Here is a 19251-nt window from a genome sequence, read left to right as displayed (position 1 = left end):
TTTTACGTTAAAGGGCCTAAAGCACCAAATAGACGAGCTTTTTATGGAAAACAGCCTATATGATATAAACCGTATTTTATTTCACCGAAACAGCATTTTACCAAATAAATACGCAAAAAATAGATCAGTTAACAAGCTTTGGCTGGCCATACAATAGATAATGAACTTGTATCTTATAATAAAAAAAACAATAAATAAGACTAAAGGATGACTGAGGGCCTTTTTTAGCTTATTTTAAAATTACCGACCATTAAATTAACTTTATCATGTTTTCGTAAATAAAAATTTTACTAAATTTGCATAGTACTCACAAATGAAGCAAGAAGTATATTTACTTATTAAAATCAAATTACCCTTGTCAATCAATCATATGTATAGTAGCATCTTGCTTCACAGATTGACGCCAGTAGTAACGAATTGAACTGGCTTATTTAATTTCTTTTCATTTCAGATAGTACACAAAACGTTAGCCTTATGAGGTCTTATTTAAATCGCTTTATCCGCAGTCAACGCTTACGGGTTGCTCTAGTAAGCTTCGTGTTAGGAGGCACCTGCCTGACTAGTTGCGTATCAACAAAACATCTTTCTTATTTTCAGCAGGAACCTGGCAAAGCCGATGCGTTAACAGTTGCAGCCCGCTACGTACCCACAATTCAGCCAGGTGATGTTTTATCGATACAGGTCAACAGTCTGAATCCCGAAGCTTCTTCGTTCTTCAATCCATATGCTGCCTTTGCTATAGCAGATAGAGGGCCTCAGACAAATACCATTGCCAGCACAACTCCGCTACCTTCTATTAATGGGTATATCGTTGATAATGAAGGCAAGATTGAGGTACCCATGCTCGGCAAAGTAGATGTAAAGGGCAAAACGGTAACTGAAATAAAAGACCAGTTACGCCAGTCGTTAAAAGAGTATTTGAAAGAACCCACAGTTAATGTTCGGAATCAGAATTTTCGGATTTCGGTCATGGGTGAAGTCGCCAGACCTTCTTTATATACGATTCCGAACGAACAGATCACGCTCCTGGAAGCCCTCAGCTTATCGGGTGATGTAACAATTTATGGTCGCCGGGATAACGTTCTGCTCATTCGTGAAGAAAACGGTCAGCGCACATTCACGCGAATTGATTTAACCCGCCGTGACTTATTTACCTCTCCTTATTATTACCTGCATCCCAATGATGTAGTTTATGTAGAACCGGGTCGCGCCCGTGCTGCCACTGCCGACCGTACCAATCAATTGCTCCCTATTGTGTTGAGCGGCTTATCGTTTGTCGCCATCATCTTTTCGCGTTTCTAGACTTTTCTTTTATCTAAATAAACAGGCATCACTATGTCCAATCAGAATAACTATGCGTATGCTCCGTACCAGGTGTATGAAGCCGAGAATACGCCTAATCTGCGGATGATACTTATGCGGTATGCGCAACACTGGAAGTGGTTCGTGCTATCGCTCCTATTAACTGCGGGTGCTGCTTATGCCTATTTGCTCTACCAGACACCTATTTACAAGGTACAGACCAGCCTGTTGATCAAAGACGACAAGAAAGGGCTTAGTGAAGACAACATTCTGAAAGAAATGGACATTTTCACGCCCAAGAAAGTCATTGAAAATGAAATGGAAATACTGAAGTCCTACGCGCTCATGGACAAAGTCGTAACCCGGCTTGGCCTGGACGTTCAGTATTTTCATCCCACAAATACAATTAAGCAGGAGATTTATAATCAATCGCCAATTCGGGTCATTGTTGAAAAAGGCCGCCCGATCCTTTACGAAACAGATTTAACGATTACGGTAGAAAAACCCGGCTCTGTTCGTATTGACGATGCTGTTTACCCAGTCAATCAGAGCATCAAAACGCCTTATGGTCGCCTACGGATATTCGCCCGTGATCCGTTAAAAACCAGCGCAGAACCAATTATAGTGCGCGTGTCGCCCCGGCAAAAAACAGTTGATGGCTTTCTGAAGCGGCTAACCGTCGATCCAAGCAGTAAGGCTTCAACGGTATTGCTGATGACCCTCGAAGATGCCGTTCCGCAAAAAGGGGAAGCGGTACTCAACGAATTAATTACCGAATACAATTCAGCGGCTATCGTCGATAAAAACATTGTCGCATCAAATACGCTGAACTTTATTGAAGAGCGCCTACAACTGATTGCGGGCGAATTATCGACCGTTGAAAAGGGTGTTGAATCGTACAAATCGGCCGAGGGCATAACGGATCTAAGTTCGCAGGCGGCCGTATTTCTGGAAACGGTGAAAGAAAATGACGACCAACTGAATCAGGCAACCATTCAGCTCGGCATCATTCAGGATCTCGAACGCTATGTTAACAGCAAATCTACGGAACGGGGTGTAGCTCCAAGCGCCCTTACGATCAGTGACCCAGTATTACTTGGTTTGGTTGGGAAGGTAAGCGAGCTGGAATTACAGCGGGATCAACTGAGCCGAACGACAACGATCAATAACCCGCTTCTGCAATCATTGGATTCACAGATAAAGGCAACGAAAGAGAGTCTGTCCGAAAATATTCAGAACCTCAAACGGACATTAACCAGTACGCAATCCAAGCTAAAATCGACCAATCGGCAGTTAGAGGCTCAAATTCGCACGATTCCGACTAAAGAACGAGCATTGGTAAACATCACCCGCCAACAGTCGATCAAAAACAATCTGTATACCTATCTGCTGGAAAAGCGGGAAGAAACGGCTCTTTCGTATGCGTCAACCGTAGCCGACAGCCGCACTATCGATCCACCCCGCAGTGGAAGTGAGCCCATCAAGCCCGTAAAAAGCACCATTTTTCTGATGTTCGGTCTATTGGGTCTGGTATTACCGATTGGTGTTCTGGGTGCGCGTGATGCGTTAAACAACCGTATCAGCCGCCGATCTGACGTAGAGGCCATATCGCAGGTTCCAATTTTAGGCGAAATTGTATCCAGCCGAAATGTAGATCCACTGATTATGGTATCGGGGCAACGCTCCATCATTGCTGAGCAGATCCGAGCCTTGCGTACCAACCTTCAGTTTTTGCGCAGTAACCCAACCGGCAGCCAGGTTGTGATGTTCACATCAAGTATCAGTGGCGAAGGTAAGTCGTTTTTATCGCTGAATCTTGGTGCCAGTCTGGCACTGGTCGATCGTCCGACTGTAATCCTGGAAATGGATCTTCGTAAACCGAAAATTCACTCGGTGCTTGGAATTACCAATACAATTGGCATTAGTAATTACTTAATTCAGGAAGCAACGCTTGATGATGTATTACAGGAGATTCCGGGCTTTCCGAACTACCACATTATTACCTGCGGACCGATTCCGCCGAACCCATCCGAACTTCTGAGCAGCCCCTCTTTAGAAAAGTTGTTCCTGGAGTTGCGTGAGCGGTTTGCCTACATTATTGTCGATTCGCCACCGATTGGTTTAGTGACAGATGCGCAGTTAATCGCGCCATTCGTCGATGCTACGATGTTCATGGTTCGCCATGATCATACGCCCAAAGCGTACCTCCGCATGATCGACAATCTCTATAAAGAGCATCGTTTCCAGCGCCTGAACCTAATTCTGAACGCAGTAGGTGGTGGTGAATCGTATCAATATGGGTATGGGTACGGTTACAGCAATTATGGTGGCTACTATGAAGAATCGAATCAGGTAGCCAAAGCGTCGGCCCGTAAACGGCGCTAACGAAATGACTTTAAGTTAACGGACTACTAACCCGCTCATCACATGCTCGACTTTTCATTGCCATCGCTCAATGACCCAGCGGTAATCAACGAATCGTTTTCAGCAGAAAGTAATGCTACAACCAGGTCGGCTCAGATATACCGATGGGTAAAGCGTCTGTTCGATGTTATGGTATCCAGTGTGGTCATTATTTCGCTGCTGATCTGGCTGGTGCCAGTAATTGGTTTGCTCATTCGGCTGACCTCACCCGGCCCAATCGTGTTCATGCAACTGCGAACAGGCCGGAATGGTCGTCCATTTCGATGCTTCAAGTTTCGTACGATGACTTACGAACGGGAAGCTGAATTTCGGCAAGCCACTAAAAATGACATGCGCGTAACCCGTGTTGGTCGCTACCTGCGAAAGTCGAATCTGGATGAATTGCCACAGGTTTTTAATGTACTGCTGGGCGATATGAGCATTGTGGGGCCTCGCCCCCACCCGATTCAACTGGATGCGAAACACTGGAAAACGATGCCAGGTTACCCGGCCCGCTATGTGGTAAAGCCAGGGATTACAGGACTGGCCCAATCGCGGGGTTGCCGGGGAGAAACGGCTCATTTGCTTGACATGAAGCATCGAGTCCGTTACGATCACCTCTATATCCGCAGGCAATCGTTACCGCTGGATCTTAAAATCTGTTTCTGGACGGCCTACAAAATGGTGAAAGGCGACGAAAAGGCGCATTGATCCACTCCACCAACTTATCTGATAAGCATGAAGTTACTGCATAAAAATTCATTGAGTGGCGTTGGACAATTAGTATTAACAGCTGGTTTGACATTTTTCAGTATTCCTGTATTTATCAGGGTGTTGGGCGATGAAGCATATGGAGCGTTTTCGATTGTTACACTGGCTGGGAACCTCAATATTTTTGCCAATCTTGGCCTAAATACAGCATTGCTAAAATTCCTATCAGTACAGGGTAAATCGCGGGAATCAGACTATGACATTGCCGTGACTCTTTGCTTGCTGATACTGATTATGGTTCCACTTAGTATACTTGCGATTAGCTGCCAACAGTACATTTTGCAGGGGCTACTTGGCTTATCTGATATACTTTATAGCCAGGTGGCTTCTTTATATCGCTGTGTAGTGCTGGCAAACCTCATTATCCTGTTAGGCCAAACTTTCACCACCGTTCTGGATTCACAGCAACGAATGTATCTAACAAACTTCTACCAATTAATTTACAGTATACTATACTGGGGAGGCATTATCGTAGTGGTTAGTTTCGGAAATGGACTCCCTGAAGTGGGTTTGGTAATTCTAAGTGCTTCAGTAATTTGGTTTGGCCTTGTTGTTGTGGCTGCCTGGCGAACCTGGGGTTGGTTACAATTAGGAGGGCTTCAAACTGTAATGATTCAGATTGCCCGTAAACAGGTATCGTTTAGCTCTAAAGTATATGCAGCAGGCCTATTAAGCATGCTTTTTGAGCCAATGACCAAAGTACTTGTAGCTCGTTTAATTGGTGTTCGGGAGGTAGGTTATTTAGAAATTGCATACAAAGTTCGATCGCAGCTATGGTCACTAGTAACGAAGGTAACTTATCCGCTTTATCCGAAAATTGCTCAGGAAAATGACCTTGGACGACTAAGCCGCCTTATCGGCAACTACCAAACAGGCATGCTGCTTGTAATGGTGCCGTTCTTACTGTTTTTCGTGATTGCTTTACCTGATTTACTCGGGTTCTGGCTCCCTAGTGCGAACAGAATAGTCTTTGTTGCTACTGTATTTATTGCCACCACATTTACACTAAACAGCTTAGGAATTCCGCCTTACTACTTCCTAATGAGTCGCCATCATGTAGGCAAAACAGTATGGGCACAACTAACCAACGTGGTTGTTAACCTACTAGTTAGTTTGCTGACTTATCAGCTGCTGGGTATTTATGGCTTTATACTAAGTAATTCATTAGCTATTCTGTCATCGTTGGTTTTATGCCTGTACTACCAAAAAAAATATATCGGCTGGATTGAAATTGATATCCAACAAGTACGGCGACTGGTAACTATTACAACGCTAGTCGGCGGCCCGGCTTTCTTGATTAGTTCGTTACTGATTGAACCTTGGGAACGGATAGGCCTAATAATGCTCTCTACCTTGTTGGTTTATTTTCTTCTGTTTCGCCACTCGTACAAACAGCTTAAATCGTGGGGTATATAACAGTTAAAGATCACGATTTATAACTCAATCTAAAACTATTATGCTGGGAATCGGACTCTTGCTTTTAGCTATTGGGTTGTATCTGACTCATAGTTATTTCTACGCCTTACTGCTTTTCTTCGGCTTTGTTACCAACGGCTATCAGTTGATTCCTCCAGCATTACTAATGGCAGGAGCACCCACTGATAAATTAACTGACTTGGCCTTAGTCTTTTTATTAGTTGCCTTGGTTTCCCGAAGCCGTATGCTCTGGTGGTCAATTCGTCGTGATCAACTATTCCGGTGGATAGGCATATTTATAGGCTTTATAGCTCTCGACGGTTTATACAGTATCTGGTCGGAAGGCTATGAGCTAGGTGGAGTCCTCCGAGTGTTTCGTGTCAATTTATTTTTACTCAGTTTTGGAGTGTTTTTCATCGTACCTACTCCAGTATTGATGAGGTTATTTCATACAATAGCCGTAATAACTGTTATTCAGAGTGTAATCTTTTTATGTCAGCTTGTAATTGGCCAGGCTTTATTAAATTCTACAATGGCCGGTAGTGAAGTAGCTACTACAACTGTTGAGAAGTTTGCTTTTACACGCTTTTATAACACACCTGTTTTCCTGACACCTACTGTTTTTTATTACCTATTCCAATTTCGCTGCCGGTCTAGGGCAATACATTGGGGCGTACTTAGTATTCTTCTAGTAACAGTTATAGCTCCATTACATCGAAACTATATTTTTGGTATCGTTGTAATGTCCAGTCTCTATGTCTTGTTTCAGCAGACACGAAGCCAGCGGGCATTTTACATCTCCCTCTTGGTAGTAATCGGCTATGGTGTTTCAACTGTCGACATGATTAGCTCTCGAATTAATGAAGGGCTGACGGATTTTAACAAAACGTTTACAACAGGACAATCTCTGGCCACAACGGATTATGGTGAAAACACCTTTGCCTTCCGTATGGCGCACCTCTTTGAACGCATTAATTACATTACAGCCAAACCAGGAGGTTATGTGTTCGGGATTGGATTGCTATCGGAAAACACCCGCCAGGCGGAGCAACTCTCATTTGAAGTAGGAGCATTCGACGAACGAACGGGACGCATTTCCCAGATAAATACAGGAGATATAGCCTGGTCGCTCCTAATTCTACAATTGGGATTTGTCGGTACAATCCTCTTTATTATTGTACTCATTCAATTCATACGCTTATTCTACAGGCATCGTTTAGTGCCATTCAGTGTTGTCGGACTACTAACTGTTTCTGTTACATTTCTGATCTCGTTTGCCGGAACAGAATTACTCATGATTCCCTTTCGGACTCTCATCGTCTTTTTGGCAGTAATAGTTACCAAAGCAGCATACAATTCTCCCATTCGAACCATTCAACAACGATCTGATTCACCTGACCTTACCCAGGCTCAATCATTAGAAATAGAACCGGCCTGGTAAAGCTTTATTCGAATAATCCTGCTTGAAAACAGATAAAATTTATGGACGCTATACTTCCCAAAGTAACAATCGTTACGCCTTCTTATAACCAGGGGCAATTTATCGAAGCTACTATTCAATCAGTGTTAAACCAGACGTATCCGAATATCGAGTACCTGCTGGTAGACGGTGGTTCTACCGATGAAACAATGGATATTGTCAGTCGCTACCGTGATCGTATTGACATCGTCATTCATGAACGAGATAAAGGACAATCTGATGCTATCAATAAAGGGTTCCGGGCTGCAACGGGCGATTTGGTTGGCTGGATAAACTCTGACGACGTCTTGCTTCCAGATTGTGTCACACAGATAGTCAATCTATACAAGCAACATCCAGATGGAGGAATTTATTACGGGAATACGCTTCGTATTCTTGATGAACAGAATCGTGATCTCGGTGTAATTAAAACAGATATCCCTAACCGAACGCATCTGTTAAACCAAAATTACGATGTAATCCAGCCTGGCTCTTTTTATCCTACCAAATTAGTACAACAGGTTGGCTACGTGAATGAAACTATTCACTATTGCATGGATCTGGATTTATGGTTACGCCTGTTAGACTATGCTCCTATTTATCGCTATTCTGAAAAACCAATTGCCGCTTATAGGCGCTGGGGAAATACAAAAACCAGTACGGGTGGACGCAGATTCTACCGTGATATTCAACAGGTTTTACAAAAACATGGTGCCAACGCTTATAGTCGCACACTAATGAAAACACGATACTATACACTTAAAGATATTGCTAAACAGATTTTGCTCACAAAATCAACCTAGCTTTTACTTCATCTAATAACAAAACGGAACTCATGGACGAACTAATTAAAGCGGATTTATACCGCTACGCTGGACGTACCGATTTCCGCAGCTTTCTCCGCAGTCTTCGAATTCCTGGATTTCGCTATACGTACTTCATGCGAAAATCTGCGAAACACGGAAAATACAGCCTTGCCGGTATATTCTACCGCATTTTCTATCACCATTATACCTACAAATATGGCTTTCAGATTGCCCATCACACAAAAATTGGAAAGGGTTTTCAGATTAGTCATTTCGGATGTGTCGTCATTAATAGTAAGGCCATTATTGGCGACAACTGCTACGTGTCGCATAACGTCACGATTGGGCAAACTAACCGGGGTCGAACCAAAGGTTATCCCACTATTGGAAACAAAGTATGGATCGGTGCTGGGGCGGTAATTGTAGGGAATGTCACAATTGGCGATAACGTGCTGATAGCCCCTAATGCTTATGTACCATTCGACGTACCAGCCAACAGTGTTGTTATTGGGAATCCAGCTAAAATCATCGCGAATGAACTGGCTACAGCCGACTACATCGTCAATACAGTTCATTAAAATTCAGTAAAGCTTAATATGGCCACGCCAATGAAAATCGTTCATATCAACTTTGGTTTAGAGACGGGTGGAATCGAAACCATGCTGGTGGATATTCTCAACGAGCAGTGTGCGTATGCAACGGTGTATTTATTACTGATCAACGAGCAGATTGACGTCAATTTAATAGCGACAATTGATCCTCGTGTGGTGATTTTGCGCATTGGACGTCCAAAAGGTAGTCGAAATCCACTGTACATTACAAAACTAAATGCAGCCTTACTCCGGCTAAAACCAGATGTTGTCCACTGCCATAATCATCAGATTGCCAGGCTACTCTGGGGTCGCACCGGACGGCGCTATCTAACGATTCACGATGTACAGGTACCAACCTCCTACTTTGGTCGCTATGATAAACTATTTGCGATTTCCGACATTGTTCGGCAGGATGTTTTGCAACGAACAGGCCTGGATGCGTACCGGATTTATAATGGCATCCGGACAGAAGCGATCGTAGCCAGAACTGCCTATACAGCCAATGAAATATTTAGAATTGTGCAAATCAGTCGACTACAGCATAACAAAAAAGGCCAGCATATTCTGCTAAACGCTTTACGCGAATTGGTTTACACCTACCAACTTACTCACTTGCGGGTTGAGTTCGTGGGCGAAGGTGAATCAAGGACTTATTTGCAGCAACTAACCAATGATCTTGGCCTGAACAACTATGTCACCTTTGCGGGCTTGAAAACCCGGGCCGACTTATACCAGGAATTACAAAACTATCATTTGCTGGTACAACCTTCTCTCTATGAAGGCTTTGGCCTAACGGTAGCTGAGGGTATGGCCGCCGGAGTACCGGTATTGGTATCAGCCATTGACGGCCCAATGGAATTAATTGACAACGATCGATTTGGCTATTCTTTCCCTTCGGGCGATGCGCATCAACTCGCCGAACGCATTCGGGGGTTAGTGCTGGATTACGAATCCAAAGCTGTCCGGACGATGGCTACCAGTGCTCGGCAACATGCCTGTACAACTTTCGATGTTCGACAAACGGCTAGTCGGTATCTGGCTAGCTATTGATAAGCTAAAAACACGATGATAACAGCCACTTCTCCTCCCAGAAACGATGATGCATTAGTACCCCAAGGCATCGCAAAACAAGTGCTGACCGCTGGCCCTGATCATATAAACTACCGAGGTGGTATCGGCAGTGTTATGAATGTGTATGCCCGTCATTTTGCCATTTACAAATGCGTTACCAGCCATAAACCAACTGCGAAAAAGTGGCAATTGATTCCATTCTTTCTAAAACAGTATGGCCGATTTATCCGAACCTTATGGACTGATAATGACATTCGTATTGTGCACCTTCAGGCTTCATCACACGGTAGTTTCTATCGCAAGCTAGTCTTGTTCATAACTGCTAAATATGGTTTTGGCAAGCAGGTTATTTACCATATGCACGGCTCTCGCTTTGAGAGTTTCTATCTACAAAGCGATCCAGTAAGCAAACGCTTCATTCGTTTTCTGGTTGAACATGCCGACATGGTTATTGGCTTATCGACTTACTGGCAAGATTTCTTTGCCCAGAATTTCCAGACAAAACGTCTGGAGGTTCTAGGCAATGTCATTCATCAGCGCGAATCCAAAGATTCACCCCTAGCTCTAAAGCCAGTTAACGGCCCACTCAATGTCCTGTTTTTAGGGGCAATCGGTCATAGAAAGGGAATTTTTGACCTATTAGATACCGTGCGTCTTCATCAGGCAGCACTTCATGGTCGTCTATTGCTTCGGGTGGGTGGTAACGGCGAAACCGAACAACTACAAGCTTACATCGCTGAGCATAAACTCGAATCGCTCGTACGGTTCGAAGGCTGGGTATCAGGCGAAAAGAAGCATGAGCTGCTGAGTAGTAGTGACGTATATATTTTACCGTCCTACAACGAAGGGCTACCGCTGTCAATCCTAGAGGCCATGAATTACCATTTGCCCATTATTTCAACGCCAGTTGGTGGTACGGCCGAAGCAGTACATGAGGGTATTAATGGATTTCTGGTCCCCCCCGGCGACAAAGAAGCGATCTATAATCGATTACTCCGATTTATAGCCGAACCCGATCTAGTTACACAAATGGGAGCCGCTTCGGGGCGGATTGTTCAGCAGTACCAACCTGAAACAATCTTTCCAAGACTACGAGGTATCTATGAATCTATGCTGGTGAAAACAGCCTAAACCAATCTTCGGTATGCAAGCAAATACGACGTTACTCGCAGGCAAAAGCTATGTTCCTGCCTTAGACGGATTTCGAGGACTCGCTATTATGGTAGTCGTTATCAGTCACTATGGATTAGGTAAAGTGATTCCGGGCGGGTTTGGCGTTACTTTATTTTTCTTTATCAGTGGTTTCCTGATTACCAGACTTCTGATTGCTGAGTATGAAAAAGAGCACCGGATTGATCTTAAAAGTTTCTACATCCGACGGGTCCTTCGGCTCTATCCTGCCTTGTTTTTTATGGTTGCGATTGCCATTGGTTTTACGATGTTTATGGGGTGTGGGTTTCAGTCAGGTGCAGTCTTGTCGACTCTGTTTTATTATCGTAATTACTATATGCTCTTTGGCGGCAGCCTTAGTCCCGCTAACTGCACCCGTATTTTCGACATTACCTGGTCACTATCCATTGAAGAGCATTTCTATCTCTTTTTCCCGTTACTATTTATGGCCTTCTATCGTCGGCCTAAAATTCTGGCAACACTTATGGGGATCAGTATTGTATCAGTGCTGGCCTGGCGCTTATACCTTGTTGCTACAGAAGGGTTAACAGAACTGACAGTTTACCGGATTTACCATCTCACTGATACCCGGCTAGATGCTATTATGTTTGGTTGTCTTGTAAGCCTGATTTTACACCAAGACCGGGTAGGCCGTTACATCCGTATTGTGGCTCATCCAGCCGTGTTCGCCGGAGCGATTGGGTTATTATTTTTTACGTTCCTCTACCGAGACGGCACTTTTAGAGAAACTTGGCGCTATTCGCTACAGGCATTAGCCCTAAGTGTTATTCTACCAGCGGTGCTATACGGAAAGTCTTATACTAGCCTTATGCATTGGCTAAGTACACCCTGGCTTGTGACCATTGGTAAGCTGAGTTACTCGCTCTATCTGTTTCACTGGGTTGGAGTAAGTGTAGCAGAAAACTTAATTGGCGGAGAGCGTCTCAAGGCTCCCTGGCTCCTGACAGCCGTACCACTTGGCCTGTTACTTAGTTTGTTAAGTTACAATTATATTGAAAAGCCTACAGCCAGACTTCGGAAGCGATTCGGTTCCACCGTCGAAACAGCACCGCTCATTGCCGATTCAACGCTGGTTACCGAACGTCCCTTTGTAGGATAGATAGTTTTATCTCATTTAAAATGCCCGTGATCATGGTACTACAACCATGATCACGGGCATTTTCTGTTAACAGATAAATTGAAATCTAAACTATGTATAAGGTCGAAAATCAAGTAATAATAGTTATCAAAATGTACCGTATAGTAAATTAATCACTTTTAAAGGCTGTCACTTAAAACATTATGCATTTTGTTACTTCTATCAAAAAATCACTAATACGTAATTTTCACTAAATTTTAATATAAGTACTTCTACTTATTAAATTGAGCTTAAAAATAGATCTGATAGATTCTTTATCATCATTACACAAACATATAAATTTGAACAAATCTAAGCATAAAAATAGTCATTAAAATATAAATTATTGATTATGAGGGTATTAATATAGTCACATTAAAAACTAATTAATACTAAACTAATAGTCTATTTTGTGACTGAAAAAAAAGTTCACTGTCATAATTCCAAAAACAGTGTACTTACATGAAACGTGCTTATACCTCCTTTACTCTTTTTGCCACTTCCGTTAATAAGGATTTTTCTCTTGCGTTCACGTATATTCAGGCTACTAACCGACTTGTCCGTTTAGCCGTGCTTACCACTCTCTTACCTCTCTTTTTTAACCTAAGTTTGAGCAGTTGCTCCCAAGCAGACACGATTACTCCAGAGAGCGAAACTCACTCGGCTGCTCGTGAAGATGTTAGTTTACTTGGCAGCGACGGTTTTGAAGGCCAAACAATTGCCAACTTCTGGCGAACTGAACTTCGAACTCCAACAGCAGGTCTCATTACAAAAGATATGCATCGTGTTGGCAAACAATCGATGCGCTTTTCGTGGAAAACCAGTCAGGTTAACGGCACAAATGATATGCTACACTCCGAATTAGCAATGGAAGCTTTGCCCGTCGGCGAAACAGAACGCTGGTATGGCTATAGTTCTTATATGCCTTCATCCTCAATGGCCGACGATAATCAAACAGTAATTGTTAGCCAATGGCATGGCCATCCAGATCCAGGCTTTGAAGATTCAGTTCCTCCAATAGCTATCTCTGTAGAACCAGGCAATAAATTACAATTGGTTTACCGAGCATCAAACAAGCCTATTGTTAAACCTTTGCAACACCCTACAAGCCAACTTTATGCAGATTTAGGCCCAGCGATATTTGACCAGTGGGTAGATTTCGTTGTCCACGTTAAATGGGATCCCACGGGTACAACTGGCCAACTTCAAGTATGGGTAAATGGCATTATGAAGGTAAATGAACAGAATATTCAGATTGGCTATCTACAACAGCGGAAACCATTTTGGAAAGCTGGCCTCTATTGCTGGACAGGGAAATCGAAATATGATGAGAAAGTTATATATTACGATGAAGCCCGCGTAGGTGGTCCTTCGGCTAATTACGATGCCGTAAAACCTGGCCGGGGTGATAACTCAGCCAAGAATAAGCAATAAAATAACATCATAAAGTGACTGCTTTGAGTAACTAATTTATCAGCCAATCACCAAAAAGCCGCTCCTGATTCGTCAGGAGCGGCTTTTCTATATCTCACAAAATAGCCAGCTTTAGCCGTTGTTATCCATAAACGATTACTGTTTTTGGAGTACCCGTCGGCTTTCAGTCTGCTTATGAATTAATGGGTCCACATCGGCGGGCTCAATCACTTCAAGCTGGTGAGTAAGCGTAGTTGTTCGTTCTGGATCGAGCATGAGCGAGGCCCGGATCGTTGTCGTTGGCTGATTGCGATAAAAGCCCTCCGAGTACCAACCCAGTCGTAGTGGTTCTGTCTGACCGGTCATTATCTCAGTACGCAGACCAGAGGCTATTGTTAGCCACACCCGTCGTTCTGTATCAGGATGGCTGAGGACAAACTTATTTCGACTTAACGTATCCACCCGAACGTTTGGCCCAAAATGAAACATCACCTCCACAAGCCGGGCCTGCTGACCATAATTCTCTACCAAATCACGTATTGAGAACAAATCATTAGCTTTCTCAAACCGAAAGGTTCGCTGGTGTTTACACTGAAGCCGCGCATAGCCATTGTGAGTTGCTACAACCTCATCGGCCTGGTCGTTGGATAACGACGACAATACCTGCGGTTTATAGTGATCGAGCCACAGTAAAGCACCGGCCTGAAACGCCTGATTCTGACCATCGATACAAATTGTGTTGTGGGCTCGGGTGCTGATAAAATAGTTACGCCATTCTGGATCAGTTTGATAAGAATACGTACCTGGATCAGCCAGGAATACCTGTCCATCTACATGCATCAAAAACGATAAGGCATCAGCATGGCCGTGAGCAGCAATAGACAAAAAACCCAACGGAGCAGCATCGGCATGGATATAGATCTCCCGGAACTTCGATGGGTCATCAGCAATTTCCTGTTTCCGAAAAATGTAATGCCCTTCATCATATAAAACGCTGCCTAATGGTTCACTAGTGACCGGAACAGCCTCGAAAAGCGACTGGCCGGCTGCGCCAAACAAAATATAGTTCTTTAGATCGAAACGCGGAACGTCCCCCCTACTCGCCGATTGCTGCTTAAACAATGGTTCACCAAACAATACGGCCCCTGACCGCAACAACGACTGGAAATTGTTATGCGGATGTGCATCATCGAGTAATAGCACCCGGCCATCATCCTCATCGCCGTAGCGCGGAAATGTTCCCCCGCAGTCAAGAAACTGAGCGATATAAGCTAGAATCTGTTTGAGTTTGGCGGTGTAAGCTTCTGAAAACGGATCACCAGCCCGGTCACCTACTACGTTAGCAATCAGGAAAAAGTCCGTTATAAACTGAATATATTCGGCAGCCTCTTCCCGGTTAATACCTCTTGCACTGTGTTGCAGCTGAATTTCGCGTTCCAGTCCAGCTTTTGCGTAATTCCGCCAACTGGGTGATTCGGGAAAGGCCCAGAACGAAGCGGCAATAAACAACCCGGCATACTCTGAAATAAGGTGATTATTGGCCGAAGAATGGTAGGATGGATTGCTTCGGCTATAAACGCAATGCTGGTAAATCACCGGAAGCCACTCCGTTTCGACAAATAATCGAAAATCATTATTAGTCTGCGCCAGCCCCGATGCATCTAAAATATTCCAGCTGATAAACCAATTGATCAGCCGGATATTGACCTCGATATTACTGTACCAGTTTACGCCTGTCAGGTATGGATTTTCTGCGAACCAGGATCGGTTAAGTTCCAGGAATTGAGTTAAAAAACGCTGATCGCCCGTTTGCCGGTATTGCACAGCCAGCTGAGGCAAAAACAACAATCGGTTGATCTCCCAGGCGTATTTGGCACTTCCCCAACGCCCGCTTCTCACATCGACGTCTTTGGCATAAATCAGCGGAAAACGTCGACCCGTGTTTATATCGAGATGCCAGTCTACGGGTGTGTTAATATCAATTGTATGCCGAAAAATGGGCTGTTCGGGCGAAAAGGTTACGACAGGCGTCCCTGATGGATCGAACGGCAACAAGGGCTCTGGTAAGTGAGCCAGCCGTACGGCTGGCTGCCAACCCATTCGTCGGCGACCGGCTTTCTTCCGGATGAATTCTCCTGATCGGAACATTATTTCCGAGACAGTCATAGAACGCAGCCGATGATAAAACCACTGATAGGTGTGTGTCATCTATTTGGTTGTTTTCAAGGTTTTCCGAATACTTACCCAGCCCCCTACGGAATTCTCATACAGTTGCCCCTGATCGATTGCAATGGCGGTCTTAAGTTCAGAACCGCCTAACCAGGTAAGCGGCCATGTTAACCAGGCTGCGCCCGAAAACTGCGATACAGGTTCGTCGAAAGGATGGCGATAGGTCCCATAATTAAGGCTCATCGACAGGCGAGTTTGCCACTGAATACCTTGTCCAATTGTTCCAGCCAATCCCAGGTGGCCCATTTGAACTCGGTTGTTGGCAATTGCCCAGATTCGCTTGCTCGGTTGCTCATTCTGACGTTCGGGCCGCAAGTCGGCCCGGCGCGACAGAAATGGACTACCAATCACATGCTGTTTCTGTGCCCATCCATCGAGATATTGGTAGTTGTTAAAATAGTCATCCTGTCCGTCGTAGCGGGAGCCGGTATGGGTGAGCGAGCCACTCTGGCTCATCGTATTGAAATATTCGAGCAAAATGTGCCGTACCTGAAAGCCTCCCGATTTTGTTGGCTGCCGCTTCAGTGTCAATCCGTATAATCCATCCGGCATATTGACAAAAACGACGCCCGACTTATCTTCAAACGGATGCTGGTAGTAGGCCATCGCCTGCCACTGCCCCAACGCCATTTCTGCACTGAAATCAATAGAACCCAGGTGATTACCAACGCGATTAACCCGATCAAACTCCGTTAGATTAGGGGAGTCAGACTCGCTTCCCTCGCGAGCTGTCAGCACATACATATAGTCTTTAAACGAATTGGGTAACTGTCCATTTTGAGCCACAAGGGCAGGCAGATACGCAGAGTGACCACCCCATTGTGCATTGTGCAACACGCCCGCCGTTAATCGGATGCGCGAATCGGGTCGACCAATTCGAACATACAGGGCTTTCTGATGCAGGTAGGATTGTTGAATGGAATCAGAATTGGCAAACCAGCCGTGGGCAAAAAAAGCATGAACTGAAACCAATCCTCTTGTAAAACCTAGTGGCGTAAAACCATTTGTGCCGATCTGTAGCTTCGTAATCGGCAGAGCATTGCCAGACCAGGAGTAAAAGCCAGATGATAAGGTTGAATCGCCCAGACCGATGATTTCTTTTTTGCGCCCACCCCACAGGCTAAAATGACCTAAATCAAGGGATACATACGCCTGTGGCAACAGGACAGCCGACGTTCTGGCGGCATTACCAACTGCCTGAATACCGTAACTAATGGATCGATTAAGATGACTGGTACTTAATTGGAAGCGTTCACTAATACCAACCCGCACCGAACCAGCCGGACTGTTGGTGGGAACAATACCAAACTGATTCGCCTGTAGCCAGAAGGGAGTTCGACTACCCGATGCAATTAAACCGCCCACTTCAATGTCGTATATCGTCAAACGACGTGGTGGCAGAGTCAGGGAATCGATCTGCGCTAGTGCAAGAGGACTAATTGCTGCCCAGAAAATGATCGAAAGTAATGTCTTCACCAAATAGGGGGATAAAATGAACTAAAATCGGATCAAAAATAGGACTTACTACGCAATATAATAAAACTATAATTTCCTAAATATTATTTTTGGTAACTTATTATTTAATAAAAGTAAAGTCCAATTATTTTTATGCGATGCTCTTCAAGTCCACTATTACCAAGTTGAGTAATCGTCAATCGCTATGTTCTGCGTTATAATTTCCGGATGGATAATGCTCCTATTCCCTAAAACAAAGTCCCACAATAGCATACGCCTGTCAAAGACGTAGCTACTGCGGGACTAAATTGTAAAGGACTATAAACTGAACCTCAGACCGAAGCCTGTATCTGTCTATTGCTTGTTGTAAAGCGGGTCGAGGAATAAATAACGCCCTCTTTTCTGTTCAGGCTCCTGCCGGGTTGTTACGTCGATGTGCATAACCGGAACCGCATTTCCATTCGTAACTGCCGACCAGGTTGGCAAACCAGAACCGTTCGGATTACCCGTTTTTATGAAGTTGGCAAAATAGTTCTGCATTACCTCCGACACTTTATAATCGTCAGGTGTCCAGGCATATACTTTGTTCGTGGCCAGATTGCCCATGGCATACTCGATCTCCGCCGAATGCACGGCTCCACGAGCAGGTGGCGCTTTGGCAGCAGGGGCATCGCTCTTGACAACACCACCCGCCAGACCTGGGGCCGCATTACCCATTTCGGGTGTCATAGCCGGTCTTGGGCGTGAGTAGAGATAACGATATACCGGTTTTCCGCCCGTTTTACTCTGAATATCAGCCCATTTCCAGGTGCTATAGCCAATAAACCGGTCGCTGGCCAGATCAGTAGCCGCCTGTATGATTTCATCTTCGGTTGTGCCCGAATATAGTTTTAAAACTTCACTGGCCTGTTCGCCATACAGTTTCTGCACCGCTTTTGTATAGTTTTCGGGGGTTGGCTTTTCCTGTCCCAGCACAACCCGTGCGTTCATTTCCTCCGAATTCCAGCCAGCCAGTAATGGAACATGAGCCTGTTCACCAGCGGCAAAAAGCTGGGATGGTGGCTTTGGAAAAAAGTATCCATCGACCGTAGCCGAGAAGCGGCCGAAAGGAACCTTAGCGGTTGCTTCGAGCAGTTTGTCAGCTTGCATCGCCCGTAAATCGACCAGCGATTTTGCCCCGACACTCGTGGCGAACTCAACACCGTTTTTCTCTCCTTCGGAAAGCGGAGCAGGCGGCAATGTGCCGAGTAGTGAACCGCTTTCACCAATAGCACCAGCAATCAGGCCTTTCGACAAGGGTGATACCATCTGAGCGCTGACCGAGACCGAACCGGCGGACTCACCAGCAATCGTTACTTTTTTAGGGTCTCCTCCAAACGCTTCAATATTTTGTTGTACCCAACGCAAAGCAGCATTCTGATCGAGATAGCCATAGTTACCGGATGCCCGATGTGGCGATTCTTTTGTTAATTCAGGGTGGGCAAAGAACCCAAATAAGCCCAGGCGGTAGTTCACGGTAAGCGTAACGATGCCTTTACGGGCCATACTCTCACCATCATAGCGTGGCTCTGAACCATCGCCAGCCATAAAGCCACCCCCATAAAAGTAAACCAACACCGGTAGTCGTTCTTTGGCCGATTTGGCGGGTGTCCATACATTCAGGTAAAGACAATCTTCGCTCATACCGTCCGACCGGAAGCCCATATCGCCAAAAAGAGCAAGCTGCATAGCACGGGGCCCAAATTTTTTAGCAGGACGAACTCCCTGCCAGTTTTTTGCGGGCTGCGGCTCTTTCCAACGTAACTCACCGACAGGCGGTTGTGCAAACGGAATTCCTTTGAATGAGCGAATCCCGCTTTGTTCAGTAGTACCCTCTACGGTGCCGTTGGCGGTTTTGGCCTGAGGGGCTTCATTGTTTGATTGAGCAATTGCCGCTACTGTTAGCTGCATAGCAAGCAACGCGATAAAAGGGATTTTCATGACAAATCGGATAAGGGTAATTAGCAGGACTTAGTAGACAATTTT

Annotated in this window: 14 protein-coding genes; 11 read left to right on the top strand and 3 right to left on the bottom strand. The window is 44.9% G+C overall.

Going from position 1 to position 19251, the window contains the following annotated elements:
• The first annotated feature begins 474 nt into the window (after positions 1–474).
• The 11 genes from GJR95_RS03100 (at position 475) to GJR95_RS03050 (ending at position 13563) form a co-directional block, all read left to right on the top strand.
• A complete protein-coding gene (locus GJR95_RS03100) occupies positions 475–1302 on the top strand; it encodes a polysaccharide biosynthesis/export family protein (RefSeq protein WP_162384495.1) in 828 nt (275 codons plus the stop codon).
• A 33-nt stretch (positions 1303–1335) separates the two neighbouring features.
• Entirely contained in the window at positions 1336–3687 is a 2352-nt protein-coding gene (locus tag GJR95_RS03095) for a GumC family protein (protein ID WP_162384494.1), read from the top strand.
• Between the two features lie 42 nt (positions 3688–3729).
• Positions 3730–4416 carry a sugar transferase gene (locus tag GJR95_RS03090; protein WP_162384493.1) on the top strand — a complete coding sequence of 229 codons (687 nt, stop codon included), beginning with the start codon at positions 3730–3732 and terminating at the stop codon, positions 4414–4416.
• Between the two features lie 27 nt (positions 4417–4443).
• Positions 4444–5892, top strand: a complete 1449-nt coding sequence (locus GJR95_RS03085; protein ID WP_162384492.1) for a lipopolysaccharide biosynthesis protein — start codon at positions 4444–4446, stop codon at positions 5890–5892.
• Between the two features lie 40 nt (positions 5893–5932).
• Positions 5933–7333, top strand: coding sequence for a hypothetical protein (locus GJR95_RS03080; protein ID WP_162384491.1), 1401 nt, complete (start codon positions 5933–5935; stop codon positions 7331–7333).
• A 41-nt stretch (positions 7334–7374) separates the two neighbouring features.
• Complete coding sequence (locus tag GJR95_RS03075; RefSeq protein WP_162384490.1) at positions 7375–8154, top strand: glycosyltransferase family 2 protein; 780 nt, start codon at positions 7375–7377, stop codon at positions 8152–8154.
• A gap of 32 nt (positions 8155–8186) precedes the next feature.
• A complete protein-coding gene (locus GJR95_RS03070) occupies positions 8187–8735 on the top strand; it encodes a serine O-acetyltransferase (protein ID WP_162384489.1) in 549 nt (182 codons plus the stop codon).
• Between the two features lie 30 nt (positions 8736–8765).
• The gene (locus tag GJR95_RS03065) at positions 8766–9800 is read left to right on the top strand and encodes a glycosyltransferase (RefSeq protein WP_162384488.1); all 1035 of its coding nucleotides are present in this window, start codon (positions 8766–8768) and stop codon (positions 9798–9800) included.
• A 15-nt stretch (positions 9801–9815) separates the two neighbouring features.
• Positions 9816–10952 (top strand): glycosyltransferase family 4 protein, encoded by a 1137-nt coding sequence (locus tag GJR95_RS03060; RefSeq protein ID WP_162384487.1) that lies wholly within the window; start codon positions 9816–9818, stop codon positions 10950–10952.
• Between the two features lie 13 nt (positions 10953–10965).
• Entirely contained in the window at positions 10966–12111 is a 1146-nt protein-coding gene (locus GJR95_RS03055) for an acyltransferase family protein (RefSeq protein ID WP_162384486.1), read from the top strand.
• A 480-nt stretch (positions 12112–12591) separates the two neighbouring features.
• Complete coding sequence (locus GJR95_RS03050; protein ID WP_162384485.1) at positions 12592–13563, top strand: polysaccharide lyase; 972 nt, start codon at positions 12592–12594, stop codon at positions 13561–13563.
• A 135-nt stretch (positions 13564–13698) separates the two neighbouring features.
• Here GJR95_RS03050 and GJR95_RS03045 read toward each other — a convergent pair whose 3' ends face one another.
• The 3 genes from GJR95_RS03045 to GJR95_RS03035 all read right to left on the bottom strand — a co-directional run bounded on the left by GJR95_RS03045 (position 13699) and on the right by GJR95_RS03035 (position 19206).
• A complete protein-coding gene (locus GJR95_RS03045) occupies positions 13699–15750 on the bottom strand; it encodes an alginate lyase family protein (RefSeq protein WP_162384484.1) in 2052 nt (683 codons plus the stop codon).
• Entirely contained in the window at positions 15751–17247 is a 1497-nt protein-coding gene (locus GJR95_RS03040) for a capsule assembly Wzi family protein (RefSeq protein ID WP_162384483.1), read from the bottom strand.
• 333 nt (positions 17248–17580) lie between these two features.
• Complete coding sequence (locus GJR95_RS03035) at positions 17581–19206, bottom strand: carboxylesterase/lipase family protein (protein WP_162384482.1); 1626 nt, start codon at positions 19204–19206, stop codon at positions 17581–17583.
• Positions 19207–19251: the final 45 nt, after the last annotated feature.

The organism is Spirosoma endbachense, assembly GCF_010233585.1.
In the GTDB taxonomy this organism is placed as follows: domain Bacteria; phylum Bacteroidota; class Bacteroidia; order Cytophagales; family Spirosomataceae; genus Spirosoma; species Spirosoma endbachense.
Note: the sequence above shows the minus strand (reverse complement) of the source record. Positions and strands in the feature narration are given on the sequence as shown.

What these genes read in the sequence shown, in the direction of transcription:
- GJR95_RS03100 (WP_162384495.1), top strand. Translation starts at nt 475, where the DNA reads ATGAGGTCTTATTTAAATCGCTTTATCCGCAGTCAACGCTTACGGGTT.
- GJR95_RS03095 (WP_162384494.1), top strand. Translation starts at nt 1,336, where the DNA reads ATGTCCAATCAGAATAACTATGCGTATGCTCCGTACCAGGTGTATGAA.
- GJR95_RS03090 (WP_162384493.1), top strand. Translation starts at nt 3,730, where the DNA reads ATGCTCGACTTTTCATTGCCATCGCTCAATGACCCAGCGGTAATCAAC.
- GJR95_RS03085 (WP_162384492.1), top strand. Translation starts at nt 4,444, where the DNA reads ATGAAGTTACTGCATAAAAATTCATTGAGTGGCGTTGGACAATTAGTA.
- GJR95_RS03080 (WP_162384491.1), top strand. Translation starts at nt 5,933, where the DNA reads ATGCTGGGAATCGGACTCTTGCTTTTAGCTATTGGGTTGTATCTGACT.
- GJR95_RS03075 (WP_162384490.1), top strand. Translation starts at nt 7,375, where the DNA reads ATGGACGCTATACTTCCCAAAGTAACAATCGTTACGCCTTCTTATAAC.
- GJR95_RS03070 (WP_162384489.1), top strand. Translation starts at nt 8,187, where the DNA reads ATGGACGAACTAATTAAAGCGGATTTATACCGCTACGCTGGACGTACC.
- GJR95_RS03065 (WP_162384488.1), top strand. Translation starts at nt 8,766, where the DNA reads ATGAAAATCGTTCATATCAACTTTGGTTTAGAGACGGGTGGAATCGAA.
- GJR95_RS03060 (WP_162384487.1), top strand. Translation starts at nt 9,816, where the DNA reads ATGATAACAGCCACTTCTCCTCCCAGAAACGATGATGCATTAGTACCC.
- GJR95_RS03055 (WP_162384486.1), top strand. Translation starts at nt 10,966, where the DNA reads ATGCAAGCAAATACGACGTTACTCGCAGGCAAAAGCTATGTTCCTGCC.
- GJR95_RS03050 (WP_162384485.1), top strand. Translation starts at nt 12,592, where the DNA reads ATGAAACGTGCTTATACCTCCTTTACTCTTTTTGCCACTTCCGTTAAT.
- GJR95_RS03045 (WP_162384484.1), bottom strand. Translation starts at nt 15,750, where the DNA reads ATGACACACACCTATCAGTGGTTTTATCATCGGCTGCGTTCTATGACT.
- GJR95_RS03035 (WP_162384482.1), bottom strand. Translation starts at nt 19,206, where the DNA reads ATGAAAATCCCTTTTATCGCGTTGCTTGCTATGCAGCTAACAGTAGCG.